We start from the raw sequence: 12,759 nt of genomic DNA on the forward strand, positions 1-12,759 counted from the left end.
GTCTTACTGCGGATCGAGCCAGCGCGTCAATTTGGCCGGGTCCTGCGCGGCGAGGCGCCAGGTCGTCACGTCGCCAGGCAGCGTGAGCGGCAGGCGCAGCAGCCGCCGGTCGCGCGCGACGAGTGCCGTGATCTTCTTCAGCGGCCCGAGATAAAGCGCCAAGTCATCGAGCTTGCCGAGCCGCCAGCCCTGCGCCTTGTGGCCCTTGGAGGCGCCGAGCTCGATGCCGATCCATTCGTCGTTGGCCGAGAAGCCGGCCTGCTCGGCCGCGCCGCCGCGCAGCACCATCTTGACTTGCACGCTGCCGTTCGCCTCGGCCACGCGCAGGCCGAGTTCCTGCGCCCGCTGCGCAGGGTCTTCGAGCGCGACGACGCCGTGGCTGCGCAGCAGATCGGCCAGGGGCAGTTCCTCGGTCGAGTGGACCCAGCTCGCGATCTCCTCGACGAAGGAGCGCCCACCAACGGCTTCGAGCGCGGCGGCGAAGGCGGCTTCGTCGATCGGTCCGCCGCTGCTTTTCTTCCACAAGAGCCGCATCACCTCGTCGAGCGAGCCCTTGCCTTCGGCGCGCAGCGTGAGGTCGAAGCACAGCGCCACCAGCGCGCCCTTGGTGTAGTAGCTGATCGTGGTGTTGGCCGTCTGCTCGTCTTGCCGGTAGTACTTGATCCAGGCATCGAAGCTCGCGGCGGCCACCGACTGCACCAGCCGGCCCGGCGCCTGCAGCACTTGGTTGATGGTCTTGTTGACGAGGCGCAGGTAGCCGGTGTCGTCGATGCGGCCGGCGCGGCGCAGCAGCAGGTCGTCGTAGTAGCTGGTGAAGCCCTCGAACAGCCACAGCAGGTGGGTGTAGTTCTCCTGTCCGTAGTCGTAGCGCGCGAACTCGGCGGGTCGCAGGCGCTTCACGTTCCAGGTGTGGAAGTACTCGTGGCTGATCAGCCCGAGCAGCGTGGTGTAGCCCTCGGGCTGTTTCTTGACGGCGAGCTGGGGCAGGTCGCGGCGGGTGCAGATCAGCGCCGTCGAGTGCCGGTGCTCGAGGCCGCCGTAGCCGTCATCCACCGCGTTGAGCATGAAGACGTAGCGGTCATGCGGCGGCTTGGACCCGCCGCGCTTGCCGACCTTGTCGCCGTGCCAGAAGCGCATCTGCGTCTCGCAGATGGCACGCGTGTCGGCGATCAGCCGTTCGCCGTCGAAAGAAGCGGGCGCGCCTGCGACCACGAAGCGATGCGGCACGCCGCAGGCCTCGAACTCGGCGCTCCAGAACATGCCCATCTCGACCGGGCTGTCGGCCAGCTCGTCATAGTCGGCGGCGAGGTAGCTGCCGAAGCCCCGGCGGTCGACCTTGGCGGGCTTCAGCGCCGTCGCGCACGACCAGCGCTCGCCCGGCGCCAAGAGCGGCGGCGCCAGCACCTCGATCGCGTGCGGCCCATCAGTCTGGCCTTCGACGCGAAGGCACAGGCTGGTTCCGTTGAAGAAGCCGCGGTCGCGATCGAGCCACGCGGTGCGCACCGAGTTGTCGTAGGCGCAGACCTGGTAGCGCAGCACCAGGGGCTTGCCCGGCGCGCAATCGATCTGCCAGCTGTGCTTGTCGAGTTGCTGCAGGGCCCGCTTGCGCCGACCCTGCGATGCCTGCAACTGCTGCAGGTTCTTCGCGAATTCGCGCACCAGGTAGCTGCCCGGAATCCAGACCGGCAATGCGACGCGCTGCTGCGCGGCAGGCCGCTCGATGGTCAGCGTGACGGCGAACAGGTGCGCGTTGCGGTCCGCGCATTCGACGCGGTAGTGGATGGCCGGCGCCGCCATCAGTTGGCAGCGGCGAGTTGTTTTTCGACCTGTTCGGCCGGGATCGCGCCCGGCGCGCGCGTGCCGTTGCTAAAGATCAGCGTGGGCGTGCCGGTGATGTTGTATTTCTGGCCGAACTCGCGGTTGCGGTTGAGCGCGCTGGTGTCGCATTCGGCGGTCTCGGGCGCGACGCCGCGCACCATCCAGTCGGTCCAGGCACGGGCCTTGTCCTTGGCGCACCAGATGTTGCGCGACTTCACGACCGAGTCCGGCCCCAGCACCGGATAGAGAAAGAGATGGATGGTCACGTTGTCGACCTTGGTCAGGTCGCGCTCGAACTGCTTGCAGTAGCCGCAGTTCGGATCCTCGAACACCGCCAGCTTGCGCTTGCCGTTGCCGCGCACGATCTTGAAGGCATCCTTCACGGGCAGTTTGTCGAAAGCGACCTCGCTGAGTTTCTCGACCCGCTCTTCGGTGAGGTTGCGGCGCGCCTTCACGTCGATCAGGTTGCCCTGCAACAGGTAGTTGCCCTGCTCGTCGGTGTAGTAGATCTCGAAGCCGTTGATGCGCACCTCGTAGAGGCCGGGCATCGGCGACTTGGTGATCTCGTCGATCTTCGCGAACTGCGGAATGCGCGCAGCGAGGTTCTGGCGGATCTCGGCCTCGCCGGCGCTGGCGCTGGCGCTCAGGGTGCTGACCAGAGTCAGCGCGGCAAAAAGGGCAGGAGCGAATTTCATGGTGTTGTTTCTTCCGGCGGAATTCAGTGCAGGCCCATGGCCTGCTTCGCGATCCAGTTCTTGACGAGCCGCGTGCGGTCGAAGCCGCGCATGCCCCAGTTGCGAAGCGCCGGCAACGGATCGGCGCTGTGCGCGAAGAGTTGCTGCAGGCCGTCGGTGGCCAGACTCATGGAGAGCACGTCGGTGCGGCGGGCCCGCTCGTAGCGGCGCAGCAGCCGGGCATCGCCCACGCTGCGCCAGTAGTCGCGGTCCTTGATCACGTTGGCCAACGCTGCGGCATCGGCCAGACCCAGGTTCAAGCCCTGGCCTGCAAGCGGATGCACCGTGTGCGCGGCATCGCCCGCGAGCGCCCAGGAACTGCCGTCGGCGAACTGGCCGGTCCAGCGGTCGGCGATGGCGCGCTGCAGCGGCCAGGCCGCGCGCTCGCTGGTGAGCCGCAGCGCACCGAGCGCACCGTGGCTGGCGTCGTGCAGCGCGGTGTTGAACTCGTCGGCCGTCTGTGCCAGCAGGGCCGGCGCGCGCAGCTGGTCGACCGACCACACCAGCGCGAGCTGCCTGTCGCCGAGCGGCAGCAGCGCGAACACTTCGCCCTTGTCGTTGAACCATTGGCGCGCGGCGCCGTCGTGCGGCTCTTCGGCCTGGAGCCGCGCCGCGATCGCGTGTTGCGGATAGCGCGTCACTTCGTAGCGCACGCCCAATGTTTCGCGCGTGGCGCTGATGCGGCCTTCGCAGACCACCGTCAGCGGCGCCGGCACGGGCTCGGCGACGATCTCGATGCGCGGCTGGAAGCGCACCGCGTCGCTCAACTGCTGCTCGAGCGCGGGGACATCGACGATCCAGGCCAGCGCCTCGACCTTCTGCCGCGCGGCATGGAACTGCACGCGGCCGCCTTCGTCGCCGTAGACCAGCATCTCGCGCACCGGCGTGGCATGCGCCGCATCGGGCCAGCCGCGCAGCGATTCGAGCAGCGCCTTCGAGGCCGCATTGAGCGCGTAGGCGCGCACATCCTGCCCCGCGGGGGCCGCGGCCGGCGCCACCAGCGCCACGCGAACGCGTTCGCGCGCCAAAAGCAGCGCGAGCGTGCGGCCGACGATGCCGGCGCCGCGAATGCAAACCTCGGGTGGAAGAGCCATCGGGGCATTGTAGGAGCCTGCCTTTCCCGGCGGGCGTCGTGCGGGACAATCACCGGCTTCAGCCCAAGGACCTCCACGTGACTGCCTCCGACTTCGACCTCCAAGCCACCATCGCCCGCCTGTTCGTCTACCCGATCAAGTCCTGCGCCGGCGTCGAGCTCCCCGAGGCGCTGCTGATCGAGACCGGCCTGGAGTTCGACCGCGCCTGGATGGTGGTCGACGAGAACGGCGAGTTCGTCACCCAGCGCCAGCTGCCGCGCATGGCGCTGATCCGGCCGCAGATGAAGCATTCCGAGATGGTGCTGCGCGCACCCGGCATGCTGGCGCTGCACATCGCCTTCGACCGCGTCGAAGCGCCGGTGCGCGTGCGCGTGTGGAAGGACGAGGTGCCGGCCTACGACATGGGCGACATCGCGGCCCAATGGTTCAGCGACTTCCTCTCGCAGCCGGGCCGGCCGCAGAAGCTGCGCTTGGTGCGCTTCGATCCCGAGCACCAGCGGCTGTCGAGCCTCCAATGGACCGGCGATATCGAGGCACCCAACCAGTTCGCCGACGGCTATCCGCTGCTGGTGGTCAGCGAGGGCTCGCTGGCCGAGCTCAACGCGCGGCTGGCCGCGGCCGGCCACGGCGCCGTCGGGATCGAGCGCTTCCGACCCAACGTCGTGCTCGCCGGCATCGAGGCGCACGACGAGGACCGCGTCGACACGCTGTACATCGCGACCGCCGAGGGCGAGGCGCAACTTCGACCGGTGAAGCCCTGCTCGCGCTGCTCGATCCCCGACATCGACCCGGCCACGGCCGAAAGCAGCCCCGAAGTGGGCGACATGCTGCGGACCTACCGCGCCGACGCCCGCGTCGACGGCGCCATCACCTTCGGCATGAATGCGATCGTGCTGCAGGGCGTGGAGCACATGCTGAAGCGCGGCCAGACGGTAGTCGCAAACCTGCGCTTCGACTGAAGCGAGGCCGGGCGCCTAAAATCCCCGGTTCCCCAAAGCATTCTGAAAGCCCCGCCATGAGTCTCCAGTGCGGCATCGTCGGCCTGCCCAACGTCGGCAAGTCCACCCTTTTCAACGCGCTGACCAAGGCAGGCATCGCGGCCGAGAACTATCCTTTCTGCACCATCGAGCCGAACGTCGGCGTGGTCGAAGTGCCCGATCCGCGGCTCGCCCAGTTGAGCGAGATCGTGAAGCCCGAGCGCATCGTGCCGGCCATCGTCGAGTTCGTCGACATCGCGGGCCTGGTGGCCGGCGCCAGCAAGGGCGAAGGCCTGGGCAACCAGTTCCTCGCGCACATCCGCGAAACCGACGCCATCGTCAATGTGGTGCGCTGCTTCGAGGACGACAACGTGATCCACGTTGCGGGCAAGGTCGACCCCATCTCCGACATCGAGGTGATCCAGACCGAGCTGTGCCTGGCCGACCTGGCCACGGTCGAGAAGGCGCTGCACCGCCACACCAAGACCGCGCGCTCGGGCGACAAGGAGGCGATCAAGCTGGTCGCGCTGCTGGAGAAATGCCAGGCCGCGCTGAACGAGAACAAGCCGGTGCGCGCGATCGAGTTCAGCAAGGAAGACAAGCCCTTGATCAAGCAGTTCTCGCTGATCACCGCCAAGCCCGCGATGTTCGTCGGCAACGTGGCCGAGGACGGCTTCGAGAACAACCCCTTCCTCGACCGGCTGCGCGAATACGCCACCGCGCAGAACGCGCCCGTGGTCGCCATCTGCGCCAAGATCGAAGCCGAGCTGGCCGACATGGACGAAGAAGACAAGAAGATGTTCCTTGCCGAGATCGGCCAGGAAGAGCCGGGCCTCAATCGCCTGATCCGCGCGGCTTACACGCTGCTGGGCCTGCAGACCTACTTCACCGCCGGCGTGAAGGAAGTGCGCGCGTGGACCATCCACGTCGGCGACACCGGCCCGCAGGCGGCCGGCGTGATCCACACCGATTTCGAGAAGGGCTACATCCGCGCCCAGACCATCGCCTTCAACGACTTCATCGCCTTCAAGGGCGAGCAGGGGTCGAAGGATGCCGGGAAGATGCGGGCGGAAGGCAAGGAGTACGTGGTCAAGGACGGGGATGTGATGAACTTCCTGTTCAGCTCCTGACCCGTTCGCACTTCAGCTCGCCATGATCACAGTCCACCACCTCAACAACTCCCGTTCGCAACGCGTACTCTGGCTGCTCGAAGAACTCGAGCTCCCCTACGAGATCGTTCACTATCAGCGCGATCCCAAGACCATGCTCGCGCCGCCCACCTTGCGCGCGGTGCATCCGCTGGGCAAGTCGCCGGTGGTGACGACCGACGAAGGCCTCACGCTCGCGGAGTCGGGTGCGGTCGTCGAGACGCTGATCGAGCGCTACGGCAATGGCCGCCTCGCGCCGGCGGCGGGCACGACCGAAGCGCTGCGCTACCGCTACTGGCTGCACTACGCCGAAGGCTCGGCGATGCCGCCGCTCCTGCTGAAGCTGATGTTCGACCAGATCGAGAAGGCGAAGATGCCCTTCTTCGCCAAGCCGATCGCGAAGGCGATCGCGGGCAAGGCCAAGGCCGCCTTCATCATGCCGAACATCAAGAGCCATCTGGATTTCATGGAAGGCGAACTCGGCAAGAGCAAATGGTTTGCCGGCAATGCGTTTTCGGGCGCCGACATCCAGATGAGTTTTCCGGTGGAAGCCGCGTTGGCGCGCGGCGGGCTCGACGCGTCGCGGCCCAAGCTCATGGCTTATCTGGAGCGCATCCATACACGGCCGGCCTACATGCGCGCGCTCGAGCGTGGCGGGCCGTACGGGCTCTTGACCTGATGGCGCGGCCGCCTCAATTTGGCCAGATGTAGAGAAGGGCAATCGTCATCGTGACATAGCGCGCGAACTTGCCGATCGCCATGTAGATCACGCAAGGCCAGAACGAGAGCCGGAGCCAGCCCGCGACCGCGCAGAGCGGATCGCCGACGATCGGCAGCCAGGCCAGCAGACAAGCCTTGGGCCCCAGGTGTTCCAGCCAGCCGAGCACACGCAGATGGTGCTTGGAGTGCGAATACTTGTCGGCCACCTTGTGTGCGCCGTAGCCGATCCACCAGTCCACGATGCCGCCCAAGGTGTTGCCGATCGTCGCGACGCCGACCGCGGACCAGAACATTTCGGGATTGAGCTTGAGCAGTCCGAACAGCACCGGCTCGGAGCCGACCGGCAACAGGGTCGCCGACACGAAGGCAGCAACGAAGAGGGTGCTGAGCCCGAATTGCGGCAGCGCAAGAAGCGCAAAGAGTGAGTCGAGCCAGGCTTGCATGTGCGCCGGAGTATAGAAAGGCGCGGTGTTATGCAGCGTCGGCGTATACGCTGTCCGCGTGCGCGATGAAACTCGATGAAATCGCAAATCGTTTCAGCGCCTCTCGCTTCGCGCCGCTACAATCGTGCCTCATTTTTCAGCAGCCAGGCGCGTGCCAACTTTCCCTCCATGACCCTGCAGATCGGTAACATCGCGCTGGAAAACCGGCTGTTCGTTGCGCCCATGGCGGGCGTCACCGACCGGCCCTTCCGCATGCTGTGCCGCGAACTCGGTGCGGGCTACGCGGTGAGCGAGATGGTCACTTCGCGCAAGGAGCTGTGGGGTTCGCTCAAGACCTCGCGCCGCGCGAACCACGATGGCGAACCGGGCCCCATTGCGGTGCAGATCGCCGGCACCGATGCAGCCATGATGGCCGAGGCGGCGCAATACAACATCGAGCGCGGCGCCCAGATCATCGACATCAATATGGGCTGCCCGGCCAAGAAGGTCTGCAACAAGTGGGCCGGGTCGGCGCTGATGCGCGACGAGCCGCTGGCGCTCGAGATCGTCGAGGCGGTGGTCCGTGCTGCGATGCCGCACAAGGTCCCGGTCACGCTCAAGATGCGCACCGGCTGGAGCGAAGACCATCGCAACGCGGTGGCGCTGGCGCGCCGCTTCGAAGCGGCCGGCGTGCAGATGCTCACGGTGCACGGCCGCACGCGCGAGCAGGGCTACAAGGGCCAGGCCGAATACGACACCATTGCGGCCGTCAAGGCGGCCGTGCGCGTGCCGGTGGTCGCCAACGGCGACGTCGACTCGCCCGAGAAAGCGCGTGAAGTGTTCGCACTCACTGGCGCCGACGCCGTGATGGTGGGCCGCGCCGCGCAGGGACGGCCGTGGATCTTTCGCGAGATCGCGCACTTCCTCGCGACCGGAACGCAGCTCGCGCCGCCGCTCGTGGCCGAGGTGCGCCGCCTCATGCTCGACCATCTGCAGCAGCACTACGCGCTCTATGGCGACTACAGCGGTGTTCGCACCGCGCGCAAACACATCGGCTGGTACGTCCGCACGCTGCCCGGCGGCGAGGAATTCAGGGGCCGGATGAACACCATCGAGGACTGCGACGCGCAACTCGCCGCGGTGGCCGATTTTTTCGACACGCTGGCCGCACGGATGGATCGCATTCCGGTCGCCGATGACGCGCAAGCGCAAAGGGATGAGCAGGCAGCCGAAGTGCCTGCATGAATTGAAGAACAGAAGAAGAGAAGAGGGCCATGAGCAAGAAACATATCGAAGACTGCGTGCGCAACAGTCTGGACAGTTATTTCCGTGACCTGCGCGGCACCGAACCCGACGGCATGTACGAGATGCTGGTGCGCGTGGTGGAGAAACCCTTGCTCGACGTCGTGATGACGCGGGCCGAAGGCAACCAGTCCAAGGCCGCGCAGTGGTTGGGCCTGAATCGCAACACGCTTCGAAAAAAGCTGGTCGAACACAAACTCCTGAAGTAGTCCTTGATGAATGCACTGATTTCCGTTTCCGACAAGACCGGCATCCTCGAATTCGCGCAGGCGCTCCACGCGCTGGACATCCGCCTGTTCTCGACCGGCGGCACCGCCAAGCTGCTGGCCGATGCCGGCCTGCCGGTGACCGAAGTGGCCGAGCTCACCGGCTTTCCCGAGATGCTCGACGGCCGCGTGAAGACGCTGCATCCCAAGGTGCATGGCGGCCTGCTGGCGCGGCGCGACGTGCCGGCGCACATGGCGGCGCTGAAGGCGCACGGCATCGACACCATCGACCTGTTGGTGGTCAACCTCTATCCCTTCGAAGCCACGGTGGCCAAACCCGGCTGCACCTTGGAGGACGCGATCGAGAACATCGACATCGGCGGCCCGGCCATGGTGCGCAGCGCGGCGAAGAACTGGAAGGACGTCGGCGTGCTGACCGACGCGGCGCAATACCCGCAGGCACTGGCCGAGCTCAAGGCCGACGGCAAGCTCAGCGACAAGACCAGGTTCGCCTTCTCCGTCGCCGCCTTCAACCGCATCAGTCAGTACGACGGCGCGATCAGCGACTACCTCTCGGGCATTCAGGGCGACGGCAGCCATGCGCTCTTCCCGGCGCAGAGCAACGGCCGCTTCATCAAGCTGCAGGACCTGCGCTACGGCGAGAACCCGCACCAGCAGGCCGCGTTCTACCGCGACCTGTACCCCGCGCCCGGTTCGCTGGTCACGGCGAAGCAGCTGCAGGGCAAGGAGCTCAGCTACAACAACATCGCCGATGCCGATGCGGCCTGGGAGTGCGCGAAGAGCTTCGACACGCCGGCATGCGTGATCGTCAAGCATGCCAACCCCTGCGGCGTTGCCGTGGGCAAGGATGCACACGAGGCTTACGCCAAGGCCTTCAAGACGGATCCGACCTCGGCCTTCGGCGGCATCATCGCCTTCAACCGGCCGGTGGACCGTGCCGCGGCCGAAGCTGTGAGCAAGCAGTTCGTCGAAGTGCTGATGGCGCCGGGCTATGCGCCGGAGGCGCTCGAGGTGTTCAAGAGCAAGGTCAATGTGCGCATCCTGGAGATCGCGCTGCCGCCGGGCGGCACCAGCGACTGGGACAACGGCCGCAACGCGGTGGACGTGAAGCGCATCGGTTCTGGCCTCCTGATGCAGACCGCCGACAACCGCGAGCTCTCGATCGACGAGCTCAAGGTGGTGAGCAAGAAGCAACCCACGCCGCAGCAGCTGCAGGATCTTCTGTTCGCATGGAAGGTCGCGAAGTTCGTCAAGAGCAACGCGATCGTGTTCTGCGCCGACGGCATGACCATGGGTGTCGGCGCCGGCCAGATGAGCCGGCTCGATTCGGCGCGCATCGCGAGCATCAAGGCGCAGCACGCGGGCTTGTCGCTGCAAGGCACGGCGGTCGCGAGCGACGCCTTCTTTCCGTTCCGCGACGGGCTCGACGTGGTGGTCGATGCCGGCGCGAGTTGCGTGATCCAGCCCGGCGGCTCGATGCGCGATCAGGAGGTGATCGATGCCGCGGACGAACGCGGCGTGGTCATGGTGCTGTCAGGCGTGCGCCATTTCAGGCACTAGAGGGCCTGTTAGCAGGCCCTAGGCTCCGAAGCGGTACTTGAGCTGGAAGCTCATCGCGCCGTAGAGGCGGTTCCTGATGTTGGGAACGATGGCGATGTTGAGCCCCCAGTTCTTGCCTTCGATGGCCGCGGTCGGGATCAGCGCCGGAAACCAGCCGCCGTTGTTGGACCGCGGGTAGCCGTCGAAGGCGCCGACCACGGCGCCGAACTTCACGCCATGGAACTCCAAGGGCATGACGTATAGCCCGACGTAATGCGAGCGCTCGCGGTCGCTGTTGCGGAACAGGCCGGCGGTGAGCGAGTAGGTCTCGTCGAGCGGCCATTCGATGCCGAGGCCGGGGTTGCCGTCCGCCAGCCCCTTGTCGCGGTCGAAGTGATGGGAGTAGAAGCCGGCGTTGAACCAGGCCTTGCCGATATCGGCCTGCGCGAAGGCCAGGCCGGGCGCGAGGACCAGCCAGGGCAGCAAGCTGCGGAGTCTCATGCGCGCAGCGTCTTGAAGATTTGGCGCGCCGCCTCGACGGTTGCGGCAATGTCTTCGTCGCTGTGGGCCGCGCTCACGAAGCCGGCCTCGTACAGCGCCGGCGCTATGTAGACGCCGCGGTCGAGCAGGCCGTGGAACAGGGCATTGAATTTCGTGTTGTCGGTGGTCATGACCGTGCTGTAGTTCTGCGGCAGCGCATCGAGCAGGAAGAAGCCGAACATGCCGCCTTCGCTGTCGGCGCTGAAGGCGATGCCTTCCGCCGCGGCGGCCGACTTCAGCCCGTCGACCAGCGTACGGGTCTTGTGTGACAGCGCGTCGAAGAAGCCGGGCCTGGCCACTTCCTTCAATGTCGCGAGGCCGCAGGCCGTGGCCACCGGGTTGCCGGAGAGCGTGCCGGCCTGGTACACGGGCCCGAGCGGCGCGAGCTGTTCCATGATCGCGCGCGGCCCGCCGAAGGCCGCGAGCGGCATGCCGCCGCCGATCACCTTGCCCAGCACCGTGAGGTCGGGCGTGATGCCCAGCACGCCCTGGGCGCCCTGCAGGCCGACGCGGAAGCCGGTCATGACCTCGTCGAACACCAGCAGCGCGCCGTGCTTCGTGCAGAGCTCGCGGCAGCGCTGGGCGAAGGCGGCGCTCGCGCGCACGAAGTTCATGTTGCCGGCGATCGCCTCGATCATCAGGCAGGCGATCTCGTGGCCATGCAGCGTGAAGGCTTCCTCGAGCTGCGCGAGGTTGTTGTATTCGAGGACCAGCGTGTGCTGCACCACCTCGGGCGGCACGCCGGCCGAGGTCGGGTTGCCGAAGGTCGCGAGGCCCGAGCCGGCCTTGACCAGCAGCGCATCGGCGTGACCGTGGTAGCAGCCTTCGAACTTGATGATGTGCTTGCGCCCGGTCGCGCCGCGCGCCAGGCGCAGCGCGCTCATCGCGGCTTCGGTGCCGGAGCTCACGAGGCGCACCATCTCCATCGACGGCACGAGTGCCAGGATGGCTTCGGCGAGTTCGATCTCGCGCTCGGTCGGTGCGCCGAAGGAGAAGCCCTCTGTCACGGCGCGCTGTACCGCATCGACCACTGCGGGATGGCCGTGGCCCAGGATCATCGGTCCCCAGGAGCCGATGTAGTCGATGTAGCGCTGGTCCGCGGCATCCCAGAAGTAGGCGCCCTGCGCGCGCTTGACAAAGCGCGGCGTGCCGCCGACGGCCCTGAAGGCGCGCACGGGCGAGTTGACCCCGCCTGGAATCACGGCGCGGGCGCGCTCGAAGAGGATGTCGTTCTTGTCGGTGGCGTGTGGCATCAGTGGCGAGTGTCGTGTGGAGGCAGGGCAAAGTCAGTGGGAGAGGCGGGATCGTCGTCGTTGTCTTCATCGTCCTCGGGCTGAGCCCAGAACAGGCGATCGGGCAGCACGTGGCCCATGCCGGGGCGGAAGCCGGCATCGAGACAGCGGTCCATGTAGCTCAGCGCTTCGGTGGTGGCCGCGACCAGGTCGGTGCCGCTGGCGAGCAGCGCGGCCAGCGCGGCGGAGAGCGTGTCGCCCGCGCCGGCGAACACGGCATCGAGGCGCTCGTACTTCTCGCTCGCTAGCACCGACTGCGGCGATGCCAGCACGTTGTCGATGAACTGATCGGGCAGGACCAGCCCGGTCACCAGCGTGTAGGGCACGCCGACTTCGCCGGCCGCCTTGGCGATGTCGCGCGCGGTGGGCGGGCGCTCGCCGGCCCAGTCCGGCAGCAGCCATCGCCACAACGTGCTGTGGTTGCCGACCAGCACGGTCGTCTGCGGCAGCACGAGCTCGCGAAACGCATCGAGATAGGCCTCGATCTGCGTGTCTTCCCACCAGGAGAGGTTGGGCATGTAGGCGACCACCGGCACTTCGGGATAGTCCGTCGCGGTCTCGGCCACGGTGCTGAGGTTCTCGGGCGAGCCGACGAAGCCCACCTTGATGAGCTGGACCTCCACGTCTTCGAGAATGGCACGCGCCTGTTCGGCGACGGCCTCCTCATCGAAGGTGAAGTGATCGAAAATTTCAGCGGTGTCGCGCGCGTAGGCGCCGGTCACGACCGGCAGCATGTGGGCGCCGACTGATGCCATGGCCAGGGCATCGCAGCCCAGGCCGCCGGCTCCGCTCGGATCGCTCGCGTTGAAGACCAGCACGCACGGCGGATTCAACTCGCTTTCGGCGGTTTCATCGTTCGGGGGGTCGGTAAGATCGCTCACTTTGCGGTCGTGCTCTGGTGGTAGTAGGAAAGTTGTCATACGCCACAGGGCTCACCAGATGGTGG

13 protein-coding genes are annotated in these 12,759 nt (G+C 66.7%); 6 read left to right on the forward strand and 7 right to left on the reverse strand.

Annotated elements, in window-relative coordinates; genetic code table 11:
* Nucleotides 1-3: 3 nt before the first annotated feature.
* From ACSQ9I_RS04975 to ACSQ9I_RS04985, 3 genes are read right to left on the reverse strand one after another with little or no spacing between them, the layout of a single operon-like run.
* The gene (locus ACSQ9I_RS04975) at nucleotides 4-1,797 is read right to left on the reverse strand and encodes a M61 family metallopeptidase (RefSeq protein ID WP_436312446.1); all 1,794 of its coding nucleotides are present in this window, start codon (nucleotides 1,795-1,797) and stop codon (nucleotides 4-6) included.
* Nucleotides 1,797-2,513, reverse strand: a complete 717-nt coding sequence (locus ACSQ9I_RS04980; protein ID WP_436312447.1) for a DsbC family protein — start codon at nucleotides 2,511-2,513, stop codon at nucleotides 1,797-1,799. The genes ACSQ9I_RS04975 and ACSQ9I_RS04980 overlap by 1 nt, the downstream gene beginning before the upstream one ends.
* A 23-nt stretch (nucleotides 2,514-2,536) precedes the next feature.
* On the reverse strand, nucleotides 2,537-3,646 hold the full coding sequence (locus ACSQ9I_RS04985; RefSeq protein WP_436302887.1) for an FAD-dependent monooxygenase: 1,110 nt from the start codon (nucleotides 3,644-3,646) through the stop codon (nucleotides 2,537-2,539).
* A gap of 77 nt (nucleotides 3,647-3,723) precedes the next feature.
* Here ACSQ9I_RS04985 and ACSQ9I_RS04990 point away from each other — a divergent pair, with 77 nt between their 5' ends.
* The 3 genes from ACSQ9I_RS04990 to ACSQ9I_RS05000 are packed head-to-tail and all read left to right on the forward strand — an operon-like array spanning nucleotide 3,724 to nucleotide 6,450.
* On the forward strand, nucleotides 3,724-4,605 hold the full coding sequence (locus ACSQ9I_RS04990) for an MOSC domain-containing protein (protein ID WP_093109547.1): 882 nt from the start codon (nucleotides 3,724-3,726) through the stop codon (nucleotides 4,603-4,605).
* A 56-nt stretch (nucleotides 4,606-4,661) separates the two neighbouring features.
* Nucleotides 4,662-5,753 (forward strand): redox-regulated ATPase YchF, encoded by a 1,092-nt coding sequence (gene ychF / locus ACSQ9I_RS04995; protein WP_436312448.1) that lies wholly within the window; start codon nucleotides 4,662-4,664, stop codon nucleotides 5,751-5,753.
* A gap of 22 nt (nucleotides 5,754-5,775) precedes the next feature.
* The gene (locus ACSQ9I_RS05000) at nucleotides 5,776-6,450 is read left to right on the forward strand and encodes a glutathione S-transferase (RefSeq protein WP_436302888.1); all 675 of its coding nucleotides are present in this window, start codon (nucleotides 5,776-5,778) and stop codon (nucleotides 6,448-6,450) included.
* A gap of 13 nt (nucleotides 6,451-6,463) precedes the next feature.
* On the opposite strand, the gene ACSQ9I_RS05005 is transcribed toward ACSQ9I_RS05000, so the two are convergent.
* Entirely contained in the window at nucleotides 6,464-6,934 is a 471-nt protein-coding gene (locus tag ACSQ9I_RS05005; RefSeq protein ID WP_093109550.1) for a YqaA family protein, read from the reverse strand.
* Nucleotides 6,935-7,102: 168 nt separating this feature from the next.
* On the opposite strand from ACSQ9I_RS05005, the gene dusB reads away from it, so the two are divergent.
* The 3 genes from dusB to purH are packed head-to-tail and all read left to right on the forward strand — an operon-like array spanning nucleotide 7,103 to nucleotide 10,002.
* Nucleotides 7,103-8,158, forward strand: a complete 1,056-nt coding sequence (gene dusB, locus ACSQ9I_RS05010; protein WP_436293759.1) for a tRNA dihydrouridine synthase DusB — start codon at nucleotides 7,103-7,105, stop codon at nucleotides 8,156-8,158.
* Between the two features lie 29 nt (nucleotides 8,159-8,187).
* Nucleotides 8,188-8,424 (forward strand): Fis family transcriptional regulator, encoded by a 237-nt coding sequence (locus tag ACSQ9I_RS05015; RefSeq protein ID WP_028259705.1) that lies wholly within the window; start codon nucleotides 8,188-8,190, stop codon nucleotides 8,422-8,424.
* A gap of 6 nt (nucleotides 8,425-8,430) precedes the next feature.
* Nucleotides 8,431-10,002, forward strand: coding sequence for a bifunctional phosphoribosylaminoimidazolecarboxamide formyltransferase/IMP cyclohydrolase (gene purH, locus ACSQ9I_RS05020; protein ID WP_436312449.1), 1,572 nt, complete (start codon nucleotides 8,431-8,433; stop codon nucleotides 10,000-10,002).
* A gap of 18 nt (nucleotides 10,003-10,020) precedes the next feature.
* Here the strand turns inward: purH and ACSQ9I_RS05025 are convergent, their stop codons facing one another.
* From ACSQ9I_RS05025 to thiD, 3 genes are read right to left on the reverse strand one after another with little or no spacing between them, the layout of a single operon-like run.
* Nucleotides 10,021-10,482: a hypothetical protein gene (locus ACSQ9I_RS05025; protein ID WP_436312450.1), complete on the reverse strand. Its 462-nt coding sequence runs from the start codon at nucleotides 10,480-10,482 to the stop codon at nucleotides 10,021-10,023.
* The gene (gene hemL / locus ACSQ9I_RS05030; protein ID WP_436312451.1) at nucleotides 10,479-11,774 is read right to left on the reverse strand and encodes a glutamate-1-semialdehyde 2,1-aminomutase; all 1,296 of its coding nucleotides are present in this window, start codon (nucleotides 11,772-11,774) and stop codon (nucleotides 10,479-10,481) included. The genes ACSQ9I_RS05025 and hemL overlap by 4 nt, the downstream gene beginning before the upstream one ends.
* Nucleotides 11,774-12,733 (reverse strand): bifunctional hydroxymethylpyrimidine kinase/phosphomethylpyrimidine kinase, encoded by a 960-nt coding sequence (gene thiD, locus ACSQ9I_RS05035; RefSeq protein WP_093109553.1) that lies wholly within the window; start codon nucleotides 12,731-12,733, stop codon nucleotides 11,774-11,776. Before thiD ends, hemL begins: the two co-directional genes overlap by 1 nt.
* Nucleotides 12,734-12,759 lie beyond the last annotated feature (26 nt).

It is taken from the genome of Variovorax sp. LjRoot84, from assembly GCF_964254305.1.
Taxonomy (GTDB): Bacteria; Pseudomonadota; Gammaproteobacteria; order Burkholderiales; family Burkholderiaceae_C; genus Variovorax.

What these genes read in the sequence shown, in the direction of transcription:
- ACSQ9I_RS04975 (WP_436312446.1), bottom strand. Translation starts at nt 1,797, where the DNA reads ATGGCGGCGCCGGCCATCCACTACCGCGTCGAATGCGCGGACCGCAAC.
- ACSQ9I_RS05015 (WP_028259705.1), top strand. Translation starts at nt 8,188, where the DNA reads ATGAGCAAGAAACATATCGAAGACTGCGTGCGCAACAGTCTGGACAGT.
- ACSQ9I_RS05005 (WP_093109550.1), bottom strand. Translation starts at nt 6,934, where the DNA reads ATGCAAGCCTGGCTCGACTCACTCTTTGCGCTTCTTGCGCTGCCGCAA.
- dusB (WP_436293759.1), top strand. Translation starts at nt 7,103, where the DNA reads ATGACCCTGCAGATCGGTAACATCGCGCTGGAAAACCGGCTGTTCGTT.
- ACSQ9I_RS05025 (WP_436312450.1), bottom strand. Translation starts at nt 10,482, where the DNA reads ATGAGACTCCGCAGCTTGCTGCCCTGGCTGGTCCTCGCGCCCGGCCTG.
- purH (WP_436312449.1), top strand. Translation starts at nt 8,431, where the DNA reads ATGAATGCACTGATTTCCGTTTCCGACAAGACCGGCATCCTCGAATTC.
- ACSQ9I_RS05000 (WP_436302888.1), top strand. Translation starts at nt 5,776, where the DNA reads ATGATCACAGTCCACCACCTCAACAACTCCCGTTCGCAACGCGTACTC.
- hemL (WP_436312451.1), bottom strand. Translation starts at nt 11,774, where the DNA reads ATGCCACACGCCACCGACAAGAACGACATCCTCTTCGAGCGCGCCCGC.
- ychF (WP_436312448.1), top strand. Translation starts at nt 4,662, where the DNA reads ATGAGTCTCCAGTGCGGCATCGTCGGCCTGCCCAACGTCGGCAAGTCC.
- thiD (WP_093109553.1), bottom strand. Translation starts at nt 12,733, where the DNA reads ATGACAACTTTCCTACTACCACCAGAGCACGACCGCAAAGTGAGCGAT.
- ACSQ9I_RS04980 (WP_436312447.1), bottom strand. Translation starts at nt 2,513, where the DNA reads ATGAAATTCGCTCCTGCCCTTTTTGCCGCGCTGACTCTGGTCAGCACC.
- ACSQ9I_RS04985 (WP_436302887.1), bottom strand. Translation starts at nt 3,646, where the DNA reads ATGGCTCTTCCACCCGAGGTTTGCATTCGCGGCGCCGGCATCGTCGGC.